Source organism: Bacillus sp. FJAT-22090, assembly GCF_001278755.1.
Taxonomy (GTDB): domain Bacteria; phylum Bacillota; class Bacilli; order Bacillales_A; family Planococcaceae; genus Psychrobacillus.
The window spans coordinates 2,520,726-2,536,397 of record NZ_CP012601.1 but is presented as its reverse complement, the minus strand read 5'-3'; the positions used below and the strand labels follow the sequence as shown (position 1 = coordinate 2,536,397).

The 15,672-nt window shown below is 38.2% G+C and carries 13 protein-coding genes and 1 riboswitch; of the genes, 10 read left to right on the top strand and 3 right to left on the bottom strand.

Annotated elements, in window-relative coordinates; translation table 11 throughout:
• Positions 1 to 238 precede the first annotated feature (238 nt).
• Positions 239 to 2,305 carry a transglycosylase domain-containing protein gene (locus tag AM499_RS12695; protein WP_053590570.1) on the bottom strand — a complete coding sequence of 689 codons (2,067 nt, stop codon included), beginning with the start codon at positions 2,303 to 2,305 and terminating at the stop codon, positions 239 to 241.
• 179 nt (positions 2,306 to 2,484) lie between these two features.
• Between AM499_RS12695 and speE the strand changes: the two genes are divergently transcribed.
• Positions 2,485 to 3,318 carry a spermidine synthase gene (gene speE / locus AM499_RS12690; protein WP_053590569.1) on the top strand — a complete coding sequence of 278 codons (834 nt, stop codon included), beginning with the start codon at positions 2,485 to 2,487 and terminating at the stop codon, positions 3,316 to 3,318.
• A 4-nt stretch (positions 3,319 to 3,322) separates the two neighbouring features.
• Complete coding sequence (speB, locus tag AM499_RS12685) at positions 3,323 to 4,195, top strand: agmatinase (protein WP_053590568.1); 873 nt, start codon at positions 3,323 to 3,325, stop codon at positions 4,193 to 4,195.
• A gap of 304 nt (positions 4,196 to 4,499) precedes the next feature.
• Here speB and AM499_RS12675 read toward each other — a convergent pair whose 3' ends face one another.
• The gene (locus AM499_RS12675) at positions 4,500 to 5,585 is read right to left on the bottom strand and encodes a GGDEF domain-containing protein (RefSeq protein ID WP_053590566.1); all 1,086 of its coding nucleotides are present in this window, start codon (positions 5,583 to 5,585) and stop codon (positions 4,500 to 4,502) included.
• Between the two features lie 188 nt (positions 5,586 to 5,773).
• Here AM499_RS12675 and AM499_RS12670 point away from each other — a divergent pair, with 188 nt between their 5' ends.
• Together AM499_RS12670 and argS are read left to right on the top strand one after the other, a co-directional pair.
• On the top strand, positions 5,774 to 6,193 hold the full coding sequence (locus AM499_RS12670) for a YwiB family protein (protein WP_053590565.1): 420 nt from the start codon (positions 5,774 to 5,776) through the stop codon (positions 6,191 to 6,193).
• Complete coding sequence (gene argS / locus AM499_RS12665) at positions 6,194 to 7,861, top strand: arginine--tRNA ligase (RefSeq protein WP_053590564.1); 1,668 nt, start codon at positions 6,194 to 6,196, stop codon at positions 7,859 to 7,861.
• 58 nt (positions 7,862 to 7,919) lie between these two features.
• On the opposite strand, the gene yyaC is transcribed toward argS, so the two are convergent.
• The gene (yyaC, locus tag AM499_RS12660) at positions 7,920 to 8,438 is read right to left on the bottom strand and encodes a spore protease YyaC (protein ID WP_231687453.1); all 519 of its coding nucleotides are present in this window, start codon (positions 8,436 to 8,438) and stop codon (positions 7,920 to 7,922) included.
• A gap of 1,011 nt (positions 8,439 to 9,449) precedes the next feature.
• Positions 9,450 to 9,589, top strand: a riboswitch (cobalamin riboswitch).
• 128 nt (positions 9,590 to 9,717) lie between these two features.
• Here yyaC and AM499_RS12655 point away from each other — a divergent pair.
• The 6 genes from AM499_RS12655 to AM499_RS12630 are packed head-to-tail and all read left to right on the top strand — an operon-like array spanning position 9,718 to position 15,672.
• Positions 9,718 to 10,686 carry an ABC transporter substrate-binding protein gene (locus tag AM499_RS12655; protein WP_053590563.1) on the top strand — a complete coding sequence of 323 codons (969 nt, stop codon included), beginning with the start codon at positions 9,718 to 9,720 and terminating at the stop codon, positions 10,684 to 10,686.
• 4 nt (positions 10,687 to 10,690) lie between these two features.
• Complete coding sequence (locus AM499_RS12650; protein ID WP_172794321.1) at positions 10,691 to 11,674, top strand: FecCD family ABC transporter permease; 984 nt, start codon at positions 10,691 to 10,693, stop codon at positions 11,672 to 11,674.
• Between the two features lies 1 nt (position 11,675).
• Positions 11,676 to 13,145: an adenosylcobinamide amidohydrolase gene (locus AM499_RS12645; protein WP_053590561.1), complete on the top strand. Its 1,470-nt coding sequence runs from the start codon at positions 11,676 to 11,678 to the stop codon at positions 13,143 to 13,145.
• A 1-nt stretch (position 13,146) separates the two neighbouring features.
• Complete coding sequence (cbiB, locus tag AM499_RS12640) at positions 13,147 to 14,106, top strand: adenosylcobinamide-phosphate synthase CbiB (RefSeq protein WP_053590560.1); 960 nt, start codon at positions 13,147 to 13,149, stop codon at positions 14,104 to 14,106.
• Positions 14,093 to 15,169 carry a pyridoxal phosphate-dependent aminotransferase gene (locus tag AM499_RS12635; protein WP_053590559.1) on the top strand — a complete coding sequence of 359 codons (1,077 nt, stop codon included), beginning with the start codon at positions 14,093 to 14,095 and terminating at the stop codon, positions 15,167 to 15,169. Before cbiB ends, AM499_RS12635 begins: the two co-directional genes overlap by 14 nt.
• Entirely contained in the window at positions 15,142 to 15,672 is a 531-nt protein-coding gene (locus AM499_RS12630) for a bifunctional adenosylcobinamide kinase/adenosylcobinamide-phosphate guanylyltransferase (RefSeq protein WP_053590558.1), read from the top strand. The genes AM499_RS12635 and AM499_RS12630 overlap by 28 nt, the downstream gene beginning before the upstream one ends.

Genomic DNA, 15,672 nt, shown 5'->3' with positions numbered 1-15,672 from the left:
GTTTTATGCTTAATATGGTTGAATTAATGCAAAAAAGAAAGTACAATTTACTTAAAGCTTACTTCAAAGTAATGCTAGGACACCTTAGTGAAAGTCACCATGTAAGAACTAGTGGAATTGTGACAACCCAATCCCGATTACTACAGTTTTCTGCAAGATACTTAACTAAGAAAAAGCTTTCTATTACCTAATTTAGGTATTAGAAAGCTTTTTATTTTGCTTTATTTAGTTAAGGTATCTATTCCCCAAAAAAGGAGAAAGGAAATAGGGACCACGGATCGTCATCTTCATTTTCTTCAAATGTATGTTGCTTCAATTTAGGATCTGTACATAACTTTTTTGGGACATCTTTTTCTTTCAAATAGACGAGTCGTTGCTTGCTGCAAGCAGAAGTTGCAATTCCACCCGTTTCTATATCGACAATAACTCCTCGAACACCAGGTGGAGATATAAATGGCTCCACTGGCAATCCTTGATGGGCTTTCTCCATAAATTCAATCCAAACTTGCTTCGTAACTTGCTTAGCTTCTGCATCACTTACTTGTTTTCCTTGGTCATAGCCATTCCATACACCTGCAGTTAATTGAGGAGAAAATCCGACTAGATATTGATCAGTATTGGTCGTCCCTGATTTTGCAGCATATGGTCGAGATTGCTTCGCACGAATGCTAATGCCTGTTGCCGGTGAATAATCATTAAAAATAGGGTCAAACATTCCTGTCATTAAATGAGATAAAAGGAATGCATCTTGTTCTAGCAAAACTTTTTTCTCTTTCAATTTTTCTTCTTCCACATCGTAAATAACCTTGCCTTCATTATCTGTAATTTTAGTTATAAAAGTTGGTTTTCTTTGAATTCCTTTTGCAGAAATGGTGTTATAAGCTTTTGTCATTTCTAGTAAAGAAACTTCCGATGTTCCAAGAGCGGTTGCTGGTGTATCTGCAACTTTCATATTGATGTCAAATCGTTCAACTAATTGTTGGAATCGTTTATACCCAACTTCTTCTAGTGTTTTTACAGCATAAATATTATCAGAAATTGCAAGGGCCTGTGCCATAGAAATAGGATGATCTGCAAATTGACCATTCACATTTTTAGGTTCATATTCTTGACGCCCACTATCATAAGTGAAAATTGTACGCTCGCTCTTCAAATAGGTGAGTGGGGAAAAGCCGTTTTCGAGTGCAGCTGCATATAATAATGGCTTAATAATCGAACCAGGCTGCCTTTTAGCTTGTGTCACACGGTTAAATGGACTTTCTGCGTAGTTGCGTCCACCTACCATTGCGGTAACATAACCTGTTTTCGGCTCCATGCTTACAAAACCAATTTGAAGTTCGCCCTCTGGCATCCACTTTTCAATACTTTCCTCAGCAGCTTGTTGATGGTGCTTATTTAAAGTTGTTTGAATTGTCCAGCCACCTTCTTCTATACGGTGACCTTTGCTTTTAACAATTTGGCTAGCTTCTTTCCAAACTTCTTCTAAAAAATATGGTGCTGTTTTCTTTGTTAAAATAGAATCTTCTGCTTTTAAGATGTAATTTTCCTCTAATGCCAGTTTTCTTTGATCTGCTGATATGAATTTCTGGTTTTCCATTAGCTTCAAGATAAGCTGTTGTCGAGTGACTGCTTTTTCCTCATTTACTAACGGAGAATAATGGGTTGGTCCTTTTGGTACAGCCATTAATAAAGCGGATTCTGCAAGTGTCAGTGATTTTGCGCTTTTACCAAAATAGTATCTACTTGCTGCTTCTACACCGTACATTCCATGTCCAAAGTAGACGGTATTTAAGTAGCCTTCAAGTAAGTCATCTTTTTCGTAAAAAATTTCTAATCGATACGCATATAATGCTTCATTAATTTTACGATTCCATGTTTTTTCGTGTGTTAAGAATAAGTTTCGTGCATATTGTTGGGTTATTGTGCTGGCCCCTTCTACTTTTTTGCCCGCTTTTACGTCCTTTAATAATGCTGAAGCAATTCGAGAATAATCAAATCCATTATGTTCGTAGAACTCTTGGTCTTCTACTGCAATAGCAGCTTGTGCAACGAAAGGCGACATCTCTTCTAAGGAAATCCAATAACGACGTTGTTCGTTAAATCGGTCACCAATCACGTTACCTTGATTATCTAAAAAGACCGAAGAAATTGGTACTTGAATAATAGGAGCCCCAACGATTTGTGCATAAATACGAAGGGTAACAAAAGCACTGAAAAAAGCGCAAATAGCAGCAACACTTAGTAGAATAATCCTTTTCATGCGTTTTGAACGACTGGCTTTTTTTCGGTATTGTGCACGACGCATAAAAATCTACTCCGTTCTTTTTCGATGTTTTCATTAGTATGAGAACAATAGATTCAAATTAAACAGAGAAAGAAAAAACTATTGCACTTTCTTCAAAAACCTCTATACTTTCCTTTGTATTTATTTTTTTGATAAACTACAAATAACAAAAAAATCATATTGGTAAGGGAGATAGATAAATGGCTGGATTTTGGTTTACAGAAAAACAAACCGAGAATTTTGGCATCACAATGAAGGTAAAACGTACACTTCATACAGAGCAAACGGATTTTCAACTGTTAGAAATGGCAGAGACAGAAGAGTGGGGGAACATGCTCTTTTTAGACGGAATGGTAATGACGTCACAAAAAGATGAATTTGTATACCATGAAATGGTTGCGCACGTTCCTTTATTTACACATCCTAATCCAGAAAACGTATTAGTTGTTGGAGGAGGAGACGGTGGAGTAATTCGTGAAATTATGAAGCATCCGAAAGTGAAAAAAGCAACGCTTGTTGATATAGATGGAAAAGTAATCGAGTATTCTAAAAAATATTTACCTGAAATCGCATGTGAGTTAGAAAATCCACGTGTGGACGTTCAAGTTGGAGACGGATTCATGCACATTGCAGAATCTGAAAACGAATACGACGTAATTATGGTAGATTCTACAGAGCCAGTGGGACCTGCTGTGAATCTATTTACAAAAGGCTTCTATGCTGGGATTTCCAAAGCACTTAAAGAAGATGGGATATTCGTTGCACAATCGGACAACCCTTGGTTCAAGGCTGACTTAATCAGACAAGTGCAAAAAGACGTGAAAGAAATCTTCCCAATTACAAATATGTACTTGGCAAACATCCCAACATACCCAAGTGGCCTATGGTGCTTCACTATTGGTTCGAAAAAATACGATCCACTACAAGTGCCGGACGAGCAATTCTTTGATATTAAAACAAAATATTACACAAAAGAGCTTCACAAAGCAGCTTTCGTTTTACCGAAATTTGTGAAGGATTTAGCAGGAGAGTAAGCCGATGAGATTTGATGAAGCTTATTCAGGAAATGTATTTATCAAAAGTAATCAAAACTACGAAGAAGCCCAAGCGGTAATTTATGGCATGCCGATGGACTGGACAGTAAGTTACCGTCCAGGTTCTCGTTTTGGTCCACAGCGAATTCGTGAGGTATCAATTGGTTTAGAGGAATATAGTCCATATTTAGATCGTGAGCTAGAAGATGTAAACTATTTTGACGCGGGCGATATTCCACTTCCTTTCGGAAATGCTTCCAAAAGTCTGGATCTAATCGCTGGTTTTATCCGTCAGTTGCTACAAGATGGTAAAATTCCTGTAGGGATGGGCGGAGAGCACTTAGTATCATGGCCTGTTATGAAAACAGTAGCGGACAAATACGATAACCTTGCGATTATTCATATGGATGCTCACACAGATTTACGCGAGCAATATGAAGGAGAACCACTTTCCCATTCCACACCGATTCGTAAAATTGCGGAACACATTGGTCCAAAGAATGTATATTCTTTCGGAATTCGTTCTGGAATGAAAGAAGAATTCGACTGGGCAAAAGAAAATGGTATGCATATCGCTAAATTTGAAGTATTGGAGCCCTTGAAAGAAGTGCTTCCTACATTAGAAGGACGACCTGTCTATGTAACGATTGATATAGATGTACTTGACCCTGCTCATGCACCTGGAACAGGAACAGTAGACTGCGGTGGTATCACAAGTCGCGAGCTACTTGCTTCAATCCATGCAATCGCAAACTCAGGTGTCAATGTAGTCGGTTTTGACTTAGTAGAAGTAGCCCCAATTTACGACTCATCGGAGCAAACAGCTAACACTGCATCGAAGTTACTAAGAGAAATGATTCTAGGTTGGGTTAAATAGAAAGCAAAATAACCATAATCAATCTTCCTAAAGAGGTTGCTATATCCAAATATAAGTAAAGATAGTAGATATCTATAAGGAAATTGTTTATAAGGCAAGAACCACCACGAAGACTCCTGTGGGAACAGCTTGAGCAGAAGACCCCGCAGGAACGCAGTGACGAGGAGGCTGAAGCCAAGCCCACGGAAAGCGAAGTGGTGGTCCTTGCCGAATTTAATATACAAATCTATGCATCCAAAATTGAGTTTGTCTACAGTATGACGTGATGTCCTTAATTGGACATCACGTTTTTCTAATTTTAACTTTATGTTTGTAGGATATGAATCACTTGGTTTCTTCCAGATGACTTTGCGATATAAAGAGCATCATCAGCCAACTTATACAACTCATTCACTTTGTCACCATTTTCGGGGTAGGAGCTTATTCCACCTGAGACGGTGATATGTAAATTATCTCCTGTTGAAACATGAAAAGGACTCTTCTCAATAGCTTGTCTAATTATTTCAGCGGCTTCTAAACTACTTTCTACCGTTGCATTTGGAAGAAGGACAGAAAACTCCTCGCCACCATTTCTAGAAACGATTCCTCCCCAAAAATTCGATGCACCCTTTAATCGAAGCCCTAATTCCTTTAACACTTCGTCTCCAATCGGGTGACCGTATGTATCATTTACTTTTTTGAAATGATCAATGTCTAGTAATATTAGTGAAAATCTATCATTCGTATTCAATAGATTTTGAGCATATTCTTGAAATTTCCGATTATTATTTAATTCTGTCAGATAATCAGTTACGGACATTTCTTCTATTTGGCGAATTTTATTAAAAAGATTATTTAATTGCTTTAAAATAATAAAAACAATCGAAAATGACACAATAGAATATATGACGAAACCGAAGACTGCCAAATAACTAGTAAATGACCAGTTATTTAATAAACAAATTACCAAAGAAGCTTGAATAACTGAATATGCAAAATAATAGGGAACATACCGAATACGAAGTTCAATTGGTTTATTCCTAATAAATAAACTTATAATAATTCCTATAACAATCGTATTTCCGCCAGCAATTAAAGAGTCTATTGAAAAGTCATACAGAAACATCCGAAAAATACCAATAATCGTTGCACTAATAAAGGTAGCGATAGGCCCGCCTAGGACCGCCGATAAGGAAATGACAGCCATTCTACCATCAACAATTACATGTTCTGATACAGCTATGGCTGTTAACATTAAGATACACCCAGTTAAACCACTTAAAATCCCAAGTATAAACGGATGATATTTAGTGGAAGGGATGAAAAGATTTAACTTATTTTGAAATGGAATATATGTAAGAATAGCAAATGTAAATAATATACAAAAATTTATGATGATATCTAAAAGCATTTATTCACCCTCAAATGACAGATTGCGTCTATTATAACCTCTTCAGGTGGAATAAGGTATTCCTTTTTGGATTAGTTGTCACATAAGTAAATTTTAAGATATAATGTGAAGGTTATATATATCCATGAGTTATTTAAAATGTACATAAAAGAGATATTTTACGTAAAAATGTTAAAAGGATGAAAGCAATGGCTCAACCATTAAAAAAATCAGTACATGTTCGTTTGAAATCCACCATTTGTCATCCAAATGTCGAGAAGGAAACATTCGATATTGAAACGACTGGAGAACTAACGCTAAAAGGAAATCAGTCTTATTTAGTTTACGAGGAAGTCCAGGATGAGAAAATTGTCAGAACAACTGTCAAGCTTGGCGGTAAATCTGCTCTTATATTGCGAAGTGGTGGAGTCAAAATGCGATTACCGTTTGAAAGCGGTGAGCTTCAAACTGGGAGCTACGATACGGATTATGGCACATTAATGATAACTACAAATACAACGCATCTACATTTTGAAGATGGCTATTTTCATGTCGAATATGAACTGCTGATCAATGATGAGGTTGCTGGTACATATACATTGGAACTAATTTATACGGAGGCGGATTAAATGAACGCGGTAGAAAAGGTACAACAGTCCATTAAAACGGCATTGCAAGAAGCAATTATAAAAGCGGAATTAGTAGAGGTAGAGCAAATTCCTTCTATTCATCTAGAAACACCAAAAGATAAAGCAAATGGCGATTATGCAACTAATATTGCGATGCAATTAACAAAGCTTGCGAAAAGAAATCCTCGTCAAGTTGCAGAAGCAATTGTTGAAAATCTGGATATGTCAGGCACGATGATGGAGAAAATCGACATCGCTGGACCAGGATTTATGAACATCACAGTTCGTAAAGATTATTTACAAGAAGTTGTAAAAGCGGTCCTTGCGGAAAAAGAGAATTACGGACGTACTACTTCAGGTGCTGGAGAAAAGATTCAAGTAGAATTTGTATCAGCGAATCCAACAGGTGACTTACATTTAGGTCATGCTCGTGGTGCATCTGTAGGGGATTCATTATGTAATGTACTTGATTTTGCAGGGTACGATGTTGCACGCGAATATTATATTAATGACGCTGGTAATCAAATTCATAACTTGGCAGTGTCCATTGAAGTGCGTTATTTTGAAGCATTAGGACTAGAAAGAGAAATGCCAGAAGACGGCTATCGTGGACAAGATATTATCGATATTGCAGCAGAACTTGTGAAAGAGCATGGCGATAAATTTGTCTCTATGTCAGATGAAGAGCGCTATAAAGCGTTCCGTGCGCATGGATTAAAAGTAGAGCTTGCTAAATTACAAAAAGATTTAGCTGATTTCCGAGTTGGATTTGATAACTGGTACTCAGAAACTTCTTTATATGAAACAGGAAAAATTGACGTTGCCTTAGATAAATTAAAAGCAAACGGACATATTTTTGAGGAAGAAGGAGCTACATGGTTCCGCTCTACTACTTTTGGAGATGACAAAGACCGTGTATTAATTAAAAGTGATGGCTCTTTCACGTATTTATTACCGGATATTGCCTACCATGAGGACAAATTAGTTCGTGGGTTCGACCAACTGATTAATATTTGGGGAGCAGACCACCATGGTTATATCCCACGTATGAAAGCGGCAATCGAGGCACTAGGATACGAGCGTGAAAAACTGGAAGTATCAGTTATTCAAATGGTTCAGCTGTATAAAGACGGCGAAAAAATGAAGATGAGTAAGCGTACAGGGAAGGCAGTTACAATGCGCGAGCTTGTAGAAGAAGTTGGACTGGATGCTGTTCGTTATTTCTTCGGTATGCGTTCTGGTGATTCTCATATGGATTTCGATCTAGATTTAGCTGTTTCCCAGTCGAATGAAAACCCAGTATATTATGCACAATATGCGCATGCACGTATTTGCTCTATTTTACGCTCAGCTGAAACACAAGAGATGAAAGCGTCGACCGATTCACTTGAGTTATTGCAAAGTGAAAAAGAATTAGACTTATTGAAAAAAATAGGTGACTTCCCACAAGTAGTAGCGGACGCTGCAAAACTTCGTGCACCTCACCGAGTGGCGACATACATTCAAGAGCTAGCTGCAACATTCCATAGCTTCTACAATGCCGATAAAGTATTGGACGCAGAAAACATGGCATTATCAGAAGCTCGACTTGCTTTAGTGACATCTGCTCGTCAAACAATCTCAAACGCTCTACGTTTAATTGGCGTAGCTGCTCCTGAAAAAATGTAATAAAGAACACTTCATTCTAGGTGTTATAACAATTGGATAAAACAAAAATGACGATGAATCAAAAAGGATTCATCGTCATTTTTATATTGTTCTTGTTTTGGACTGACTTCAATAAAATTGCAGACGTAATTTTTGCAAGGCTCATAACAGTGCTTAATCTCGTATTATTTAAAGAGTTTGTAGGAAAGCTCGGATCTAAATAGTTTACAATCGCTTTTAATTGATAGTTTCCCACTTCGGGAAGCGGATTATTAATAGCATTTCCAGGAATGAGGGGACCATCTTTTAATATAATTGATCCGATTTGGTGATTATCTCCTAAACAGGCATCCACACTAAAAATAATTGGTTCATTGAACTGGCTATTAATTTCTTTTAATACAGCTTCTAAATTTAGTGCGTGAACGGGCTCTTCGATTGTTCCGAATACATGATATGGAAAGTTTTTTTCTTTTAGCATCGTTCCGACAAAGGGACCGAAAGAATCACCAGTCGATTTGATCTGACCCAATACATAAAAAGACAATATCAATGGTGCCGGTCTCACATAATGTACTAAGCAGATAAGACATCTCATTCATATCTTCTTCTGTCGAAGAATTTAATGAATAACTGTAATACAACTTCTTAGTTTGTATATGCACTCTTCTTTTTTTCTTAAAAGGAAACAACCCGTTGCGCCCCCTTGAAAATAATAAATTTTTTATTATAGTATCATGAAAACGTTTTCACTGAAAGTTTTGATTATATAGGCTAGAATTGGTTTTCCGAAGCTTACCGCCGGCGTTACCTTAATCTCCTCGCCGACTTGCGGGGTCTTTGGCTAAAGCTATTCCCGCAGGAGTTTCGCGTTTTTCAATTATTTTCTATAAATACTAATTGAAAAAAATTATGTGATAAAAAATCAATGGCAATGATTTTCTAATTGAAAAGCTGATAATAGTTGATTAGAGTGGAAGGTGGCGGCTCCAGCCGGAATAGCAAATGTTTTCTGCACCGAAAGCGAAGCGTCAGGTGCATGAGCTGAAGACCCTGGACTGAGCGTAGCGAAATTAATTTTTGCGACGAGCTTGCGCAGGAGCAAGGGAAGAGGCTGAAGCCATGCCGGCGGAAAGCGTCCGCCTGGAACGGAAATTAACGGTTCCGAAATAAAAAACGATATTAATTAGCCAACTGCCTTTTTTCTTCATTGGGGCATTCGGTAGCTTGCAATTGAATAAGATAGCATCTATTCACTAATTATCCAAAAAGGTATTAACCAGTTTTCAAAAGTTAAAGGAGAGCGACGAACAGACTGCAGCAACAAGATTACCGAAAAAAGAAGGGTTGATCTTGACGACAGTCACGGCCAACCCTTCAAAATAATCCTGCGGTAACTTTGAAGCCAAAGTCTGTACAAAGCAATCCGGAAACAATTGTAACCAGTTTTTGCTTTTTAAAGGGCTCCCTTGCGCTTTTCTAATATATATTAAATGAATCGGTCGAATAAAGTCGATAATCGGTTGAATACAAATAATATCAGTCGAATACTATGAAAACTTCTGTCGACAATAAAATGTTTTAAGGTATAATGAAATCGATGCATCAAGAATATTTTGAACATAAAGGTGCTTGCTAGTTTACTAGTAAGTTAAAAGGGAAGCTGGTGCAAGTCCAGCGCGGTCCCGCCACTGTAAGTGATTGTACATGATCACAAGTCAGAAAACCTGCCTTTATGCGTTTACACTTTACTACCTACGAGGATAGGTTATGTGTAAGTCCGCTTGGCATGTTTTAACCTAGCAGATTTATACCTATTCTATCTCTCGTTCATGGAACGAGAGATTTTTATTTGCACAAAAATGGAGGAATTACAGATGAAGAAGTTATGGCAATTATGGATGACATCCGCACTTGCAGTATTATTGTTAGTTGGATGTTCTCAAGAAGAAGCAAAACCTGTTGAAGACAAGGGCACTACTCAAGAGGAAGCAACAATAGAAGAAACAGAATTCCCGATTACGATGACCGATGCGGTTGGTAATGAGATAACGTTAGAAGAAGCACCAAAAACAATCGTTTCGATGTTGCCAAGTAATACAGAGATTTTATTTGCGCTTGGACTTAATGAAGAAATTATTGGAGTAAATGATTACGATAACTACCCTGAGGAAGCGCTTGAAAAAGAGAAAATCGGTGGTATGGAATTCAACGTAGAAAAAATTGTATCCATGAATCCAGAAATCGTATTTGCACATGAGTCAATGTTGGGAGCTGGCGATGCAGGTTTACAACAAATCCGTGATGCTGGTGTAAAAGTGTTTGTCGTAAAAAATGCGGCTGATTTTAATGAAACATATACAACTATCGAACAAATTGGTCGTGCTACAGGAAAATTACCAGAGGCACAAAAAATTGTGGAAGATATGAAAGCAAAAGTAGAAGAAGTAAAAGAAAAAGTGGCGAATGTAGAAACGAAGAAGACTGTGTTCGTTGAAACTTCTGATGTTCCGGAAATTTATACACCTGGTAAAGGGACATTTATGCAAGAAATTTTAGATATGGTGAATGCGGAGAATATTGCGGCAGATCAAGAAGGCTGGTTTATGATAGCTCCAGAGGAGATTGTAAACCGTAATCCAGATGTGATCATCGTAATGTATAGCTACGTAGAAGGAATTGTAGATAGTGTGAAGGCACGTGATGGTTTTGATACGATTAATGCTGTTAAAAATGATGCAGTAGTACAGGTTGATGAAAACTTAACTAGTCGTACAGGCCCACGTCTTGCAGAAGGATTAGAAGAAGTAGCGAAAGCAATCTATCCGGAGGCTTTTAGTGAGTAAATCCATGATCGGCTACACCTTGTCTATTATTGCTCTTTTAGTGGCGATATGGCTAGGTGTATCGGTCGGATCCGTAAAGGTACCGATCAGCACATTATGGGATAGGGGAGCAGATGAAATTGCGACCAATATCGTTTGGAAAATTCGCTTGCCGCGGGTTGTTCTTGCGGGGTTAGTTGGTGCATCACTAGCCATTGCAGGAGCCGCGTTTCAAGGTTTATTAAAAAACCCGCTTGCCGACCCTTATACGTTAGGAGTGTCGTCCGGTGCCTCAGTAGGCGCCGTGGCTACGCTCTTTTTCGGTATTTCGGTACCATTTCTAGGAATTTATACGTTACCCATTTTCAGTATGATAGGTGCATTAGTTACGATGCTTCTTGTCATTACATTTGCCAAATTAGTCGATCGTGCGATGAAAATGGAGACGATTATTTTAACTGGAATCATTTTTAGTTCTTTTTTAGGCTCGGTTATATCATTAATGATTGCGTTAACAGGAGAAGAGCTTAGGCAAATCATCGGCTGGCTGCTTGGTAGTGTATCGATGCGAGGCTGGAGCTATGTACAGATGGCATTACCTTTTATCGTCATAGGTTCGATTTTATTAGCTTTAAACAGAAGAGAATTAAATGCACTGTTATTTGGTGAAGAACGTGCAAAGCATCTTGGAGTTAATGTAAAAAGAAGAAAGATGATGATCTTGATCGGCGGGTCTATGTTGACGGGAACAGCAGTAGCAGTATCTGGAACAATTGGTTTTGTTGGGCTTGTTGTTCCACATATGACGAGACTTTTATTTGGATCGGATCATCGACATGTATTACCACTTAGCTTCATCAATGGAGCATCTTTACTCATTATCTGCGACTTAGTTTCTCGTACAATAATTTCACCAACCGAACTACCAATTGGAGTAATCACTGCATTTATTGGTGCACCAGTGTTCGCATTTATTTTCTTTAGACAGCGAAAAAAAGGAGGCGTTTAACATGTTGAAGGTAGGAAACTTGTCAGGTGGTTACGACCATAAATTAATCGTTAAAGACGTCTCCTTTGAAGTTGGAAAGGGTGAAATGCTTGGAATACTTGGTCCCAATGGAAGTGGGAAATCTACTTTGCTGAAGGTGATGAGTGGGATTTTACCAATGAGTTCTGGGGACGTATTAATAGAGGGGAAATCACTGCAATCGTACTCATCTAAAGAGCTAGCTAAAAAAATGGCAGTTTTGCCACAATTACATAGTCAAGCATTTTCATATACGGTTAGGGATACAGTATCTCTTGGCCGATATCCGCACCAAAGCGGATGGTTTTCCTCTTGGTCACATGAAGATGAAGTAGCTGTTAAGGAAGCAATGAAACTAACAGCAATGGAAGTGTACGAGCATCAATTACTAGACCTATTGTCCGGTGGGGAGCAGCAGCGAGTATTTGTTGCTCAAGCACTTGCACAACAAGCACCAATATTATTGCTCGATGAACCGACAAACCATTTAGACATTGCACACCAAAAACAATTACTCGATACTATTAAAACGCAAACAATTGAAAAAGGAATTACCGTCATAAGTGTATTTCATGATATAAACCTTGCATCCCTATATTGTGATAGGCTGTTATTAATGGAGCAAGGGGAAATTAAAGCAATCGGAGAGCCTCATGAAGTAGTTAAGAAAAATCAGATTGAAACAGTGTACCAAGCACGAGTTAGTACGAATCCACATCCAGAACTTCCAAAGCCGCAGATCACTATTCTTCCTGATGTGAATGAAAAGATAGTAAATGACCAAATAACAACCGAAAACTTTCAGGTTACAGATGAGCTCGTTGTATTTCAAGCAGAAAAGCAGCTAAGAACATGGTCATCTGCTGTCATAAATGCAGGAAGTGGCTGGTATCGATCATTTGTAAATAGAAGAGTAGATGCACAGTATAATATTGATAATGCTCAGATGGAAATGCAGGAGTTCCTTGCAAATCATGGTTTTTCTGAAACAGAGACAGTTGGAATGATGACAGCTGTTCAAACGAAAGATGCTGTTATTAAGGAGTATGAAGGAGACTTTGGTTCTGTCTTCATCATGGTGACAGCGGGTGTTGGAAATGCAGTAGATGTATCAAAAGCGTATGAAGTTGAAAATTTTCCGGTAGTAGGAACTATTAATACTTGGATTATAATAAACGGAACTCTTGCTGAAGAAGCATTTCTACAAGCGGTGATAACTGCAACAGAAGCAAAAACGAAAGCGCTAACCGCTGAATCTGTAATGGATCCACGAACAGGCACAATCGCAACTGGTACATCTACAGATAGCATTTTAGTGGCTTCGACGCAGCAAGGTAGCTATATTCCATATGCTGGGCCAATCACAGAAATAGGAAAGAAAATTGGACTTGGTGTGTTTGAATGTACCGTAGAAGCAATCCAAACTTATAAAAAAGTTAAAGGCTGGGTGTAGGATGGGTCCGCATATTATTGCCATAGCAATTGGTCTAATACTAGACAAAATAATAGGTGACCCGCCAAATTGGCCTCACCCCGTTCGATGGATTGGTAATCTCATTTCAAAGCTTACTGCTTTGCTAAATAGAGGGAATGGACGGAAAGCAAAAGGGTTTTTACTTGTTTTCATCGTAGTAGGAATTACTTTCTTCTTTACAGTAGTTGTTTTAATTGCTGCTTATTCTGTTCATGTAATTGTCGGGATTGCTTTGGAAAGTATATTAATTGCTTCTGGGCTAGCTCAAAAAAGCTTGAAGGATGCTGCGATGGAAGTTTATAAACCATTGGTGGATAAAGATTTACCAGCAGCAAGACAAAAACTTTCGTGGATTGTTGGTCGAGATACTGAAAAATTAGATGAAAAAGAGATCACGCGAGGTGTCGTGGAAACTGTTTCTGAAAATATAAGCGATGGGATCACTGCTCCTCTCTTTTATGCATTTTTATTTGCAGGTGCCCCTGGACTCTGGGCCTATAAGGCAATTAATACATTAGATTCAATGGTCGGGTACAAAAATGAAAAGTATGAGGAGTTCGGTTATGCATCTGCAAAACTTGATGATATTGCAAACTACATTCCAAGTCGCATGACTGGCTATATCATCATTCTTTGGGGTAATAAAGAAAGCACACTTCCTTTTAAAGAGCGGATGAAAGGATGGTGGCTGGATGCGAAAAAACATCCAAGTCCAAATAGTGGCTATTTGGAAGCTGCGACTGCCTATCAACTTGGAATTCAACTAGGTGGAATAAATACATATAAAGGAATCATTTCTAACCGGGCATTAATGGGTATTGGAGAGATTCCGCTTAACCCTAGTCATATATTAAGTACCATCTCCCATTTAAATACAGCAGTATTTCTATTTTGGCTTTGGTTGATGGTGATTGGAGGAGTTTTACTTGTCATTACCTAATCATGGTGCAAATGCTCATCATCTCTATGAAAGCCTTGGGATTAACATACCTGAAGTAATAATAGATTATAGTGAAAACGTGAACCCTCTAGGACCACCACCTTTTGTTATAGAGCATTGGGCATCATATGCAAGTTTAATCACTAAATACCCTGATCCATACGGAGAGCCATTTTTATCAGCTGCAGCTACATATCATAATGTTCCCATCGACCAGGTGATAGTAGGAAATGGGGCTGCTGAAATATTCTCAAGCCTTGCAAAACGTTATGTAAACAAGCGTGCCGTTTTGATCCATCCTACGTTTTCAGAATATGCTGCGACGTTAGCACCCTATCATGTGTACATAAAAGAAATTATTGCAATACAAGCTTTACCTTTAGAGGAAGTATTGGATGAAGTAGAATTTGCAGAAGTTATTTATATTTGCAGACCAAATAATCCTACTGGGTATTTAATTCCTTTAAAAGAAATCATACAAATAGCAGAGTATGCGAAAAGATATAAATGTGAAGTCATTCTAGATGAAGCTTTTCTTGATTTTATCGATGAAGGAGAATCATTTATACCTCTTTTAAAAAATTTTCCGAACGTTATCGTTGTTCGTTCGATGACTAAAATGTATGCAATTCCAGGGTTGCGACTTGGCTATGCAATAGCTAGTAAACAATTTATTAAGGAAACTCGTGCAACCATGCCACATTGGAATAGTAATGCCATAGCGACATCGATAGGTGCAGCTTGCCTGAAGGAAGAGGATTATAGACTACAGGCTATTGCATTTGCGAAAGAAATGCGAAAGAAATTTACTGTATTTCTAGAAAAGTGGCATTGTGTAGTACTTCCATCAAGAACGAATTTTATTTGCTTTCAACTTTCTAATCCTGAACGTTCTAAGGAATTCTTTACGTATTTATTAACAAAGGGCTGTGTACTAAGGCATACGGAGAACTTTAAAGGTCTGGATGGTAAATGGTTTCGTGTAGGAATGAAAGAAGAAATACACATGGAGCGATTGCAGAAGGAGATGAACGAATGGTTCGAGGAAAACTGGTCTTCATAACGGGTGGTGTACGTAGCGGAAAAAGTAGCTTCGCTGAGAAATATTTGATGAATGAGCAGGCTAAACGCAATGTGTATGTAGCATCAGGAGTTGCAGTGGATGTAGAAATGAAGAAACGAATTGAACGGCATCAGCAGGATCGCGAAAATTATCCGGTCGAGTGGTTGACCATTGAACAGCCTCGACACTTAGAGAAAATCCTACCCCATATCCAAGATGGAGACGGAGTCCTATGGGATTGTGTTACCACATGGCTTGCCAATGAGCTGTATGAAGGAGATATGGAGTTGATAGAAGAACGTCTCCATGATGCAATTGATCATGTAGTAGAAAAAGCAAAAATTATGGTCATTGTTTCAAATGAAGTGCTGGATGAGCCGTTATCCAACCATGAAGATGTTATCCTCTATCAAAAGTGGATCGGACAAATTCATCAATGGCTAGTGGCGAAAGCAGATTATGCCTTTGAGATGGAATATGGTTTAAGTCATCAGTGGAAATGA

Coding starts and splice junctions, on each gene's coding strand:
- AM499_RS12670 (WP_053590565.1), top strand. CDS start 5,774: ATGGCTCAACCATTAAAAAAATCAGTACATGTTCGTTTGAAATCCACC.
- speE (WP_053590569.1), top strand. CDS start 2,485: ATGGCTGGATTTTGGTTTACAGAAAAACAAACCGAGAATTTTGGCATC.
- AM499_RS12650 (WP_172794321.1), top strand. CDS start 10,691: ATGATCGGCTACACCTTGTCTATTATTGCTCTTTTAGTGGCGATATGG.
- AM499_RS12645 (WP_053590561.1), top strand. CDS start 11,676: ATGTTGAAGGTAGGAAACTTGTCAGGTGGTTACGACCATAAATTAATC.
- argS (WP_053590564.1), top strand. CDS start 6,194: ATGAACGCGGTAGAAAAGGTACAACAGTCCATTAAAACGGCATTGCAA.
- AM499_RS12630 (WP_053590558.1), top strand. CDS start 15,142: ATGGTTCGAGGAAAACTGGTCTTCATAACGGGTGGTGTACGTAGCGGA.
- AM499_RS12695 (WP_053590570.1), bottom strand. CDS start 2,305: ATGCGTCGTGCACAATACCGAAAAAAAGCCAGTCGTTCAAAACGCATG.
- AM499_RS12675 (WP_053590566.1), bottom strand. CDS start 5,585: ATGCTTTTAGATATCATCATAAATTTTTGTATATTATTTACATTTGCT.
- cbiB (WP_053590560.1), top strand. CDS start 13,147: ATGGGTCCGCATATTATTGCCATAGCAATTGGTCTAATACTAGACAAA.
- AM499_RS12655 (WP_053590563.1), top strand. CDS start 9,718: ATGAAGAAGTTATGGCAATTATGGATGACATCCGCACTTGCAGTATTA.
- yyaC (WP_231687453.1), bottom strand. CDS start 8,438: ATGAGATGTCTTATCTGCTTAGTACATTATGTGAGACCGGCACCATTG.
- speB (WP_053590568.1), top strand. CDS start 3,323: ATGAGATTTGATGAAGCTTATTCAGGAAATGTATTTATCAAAAGTAAT.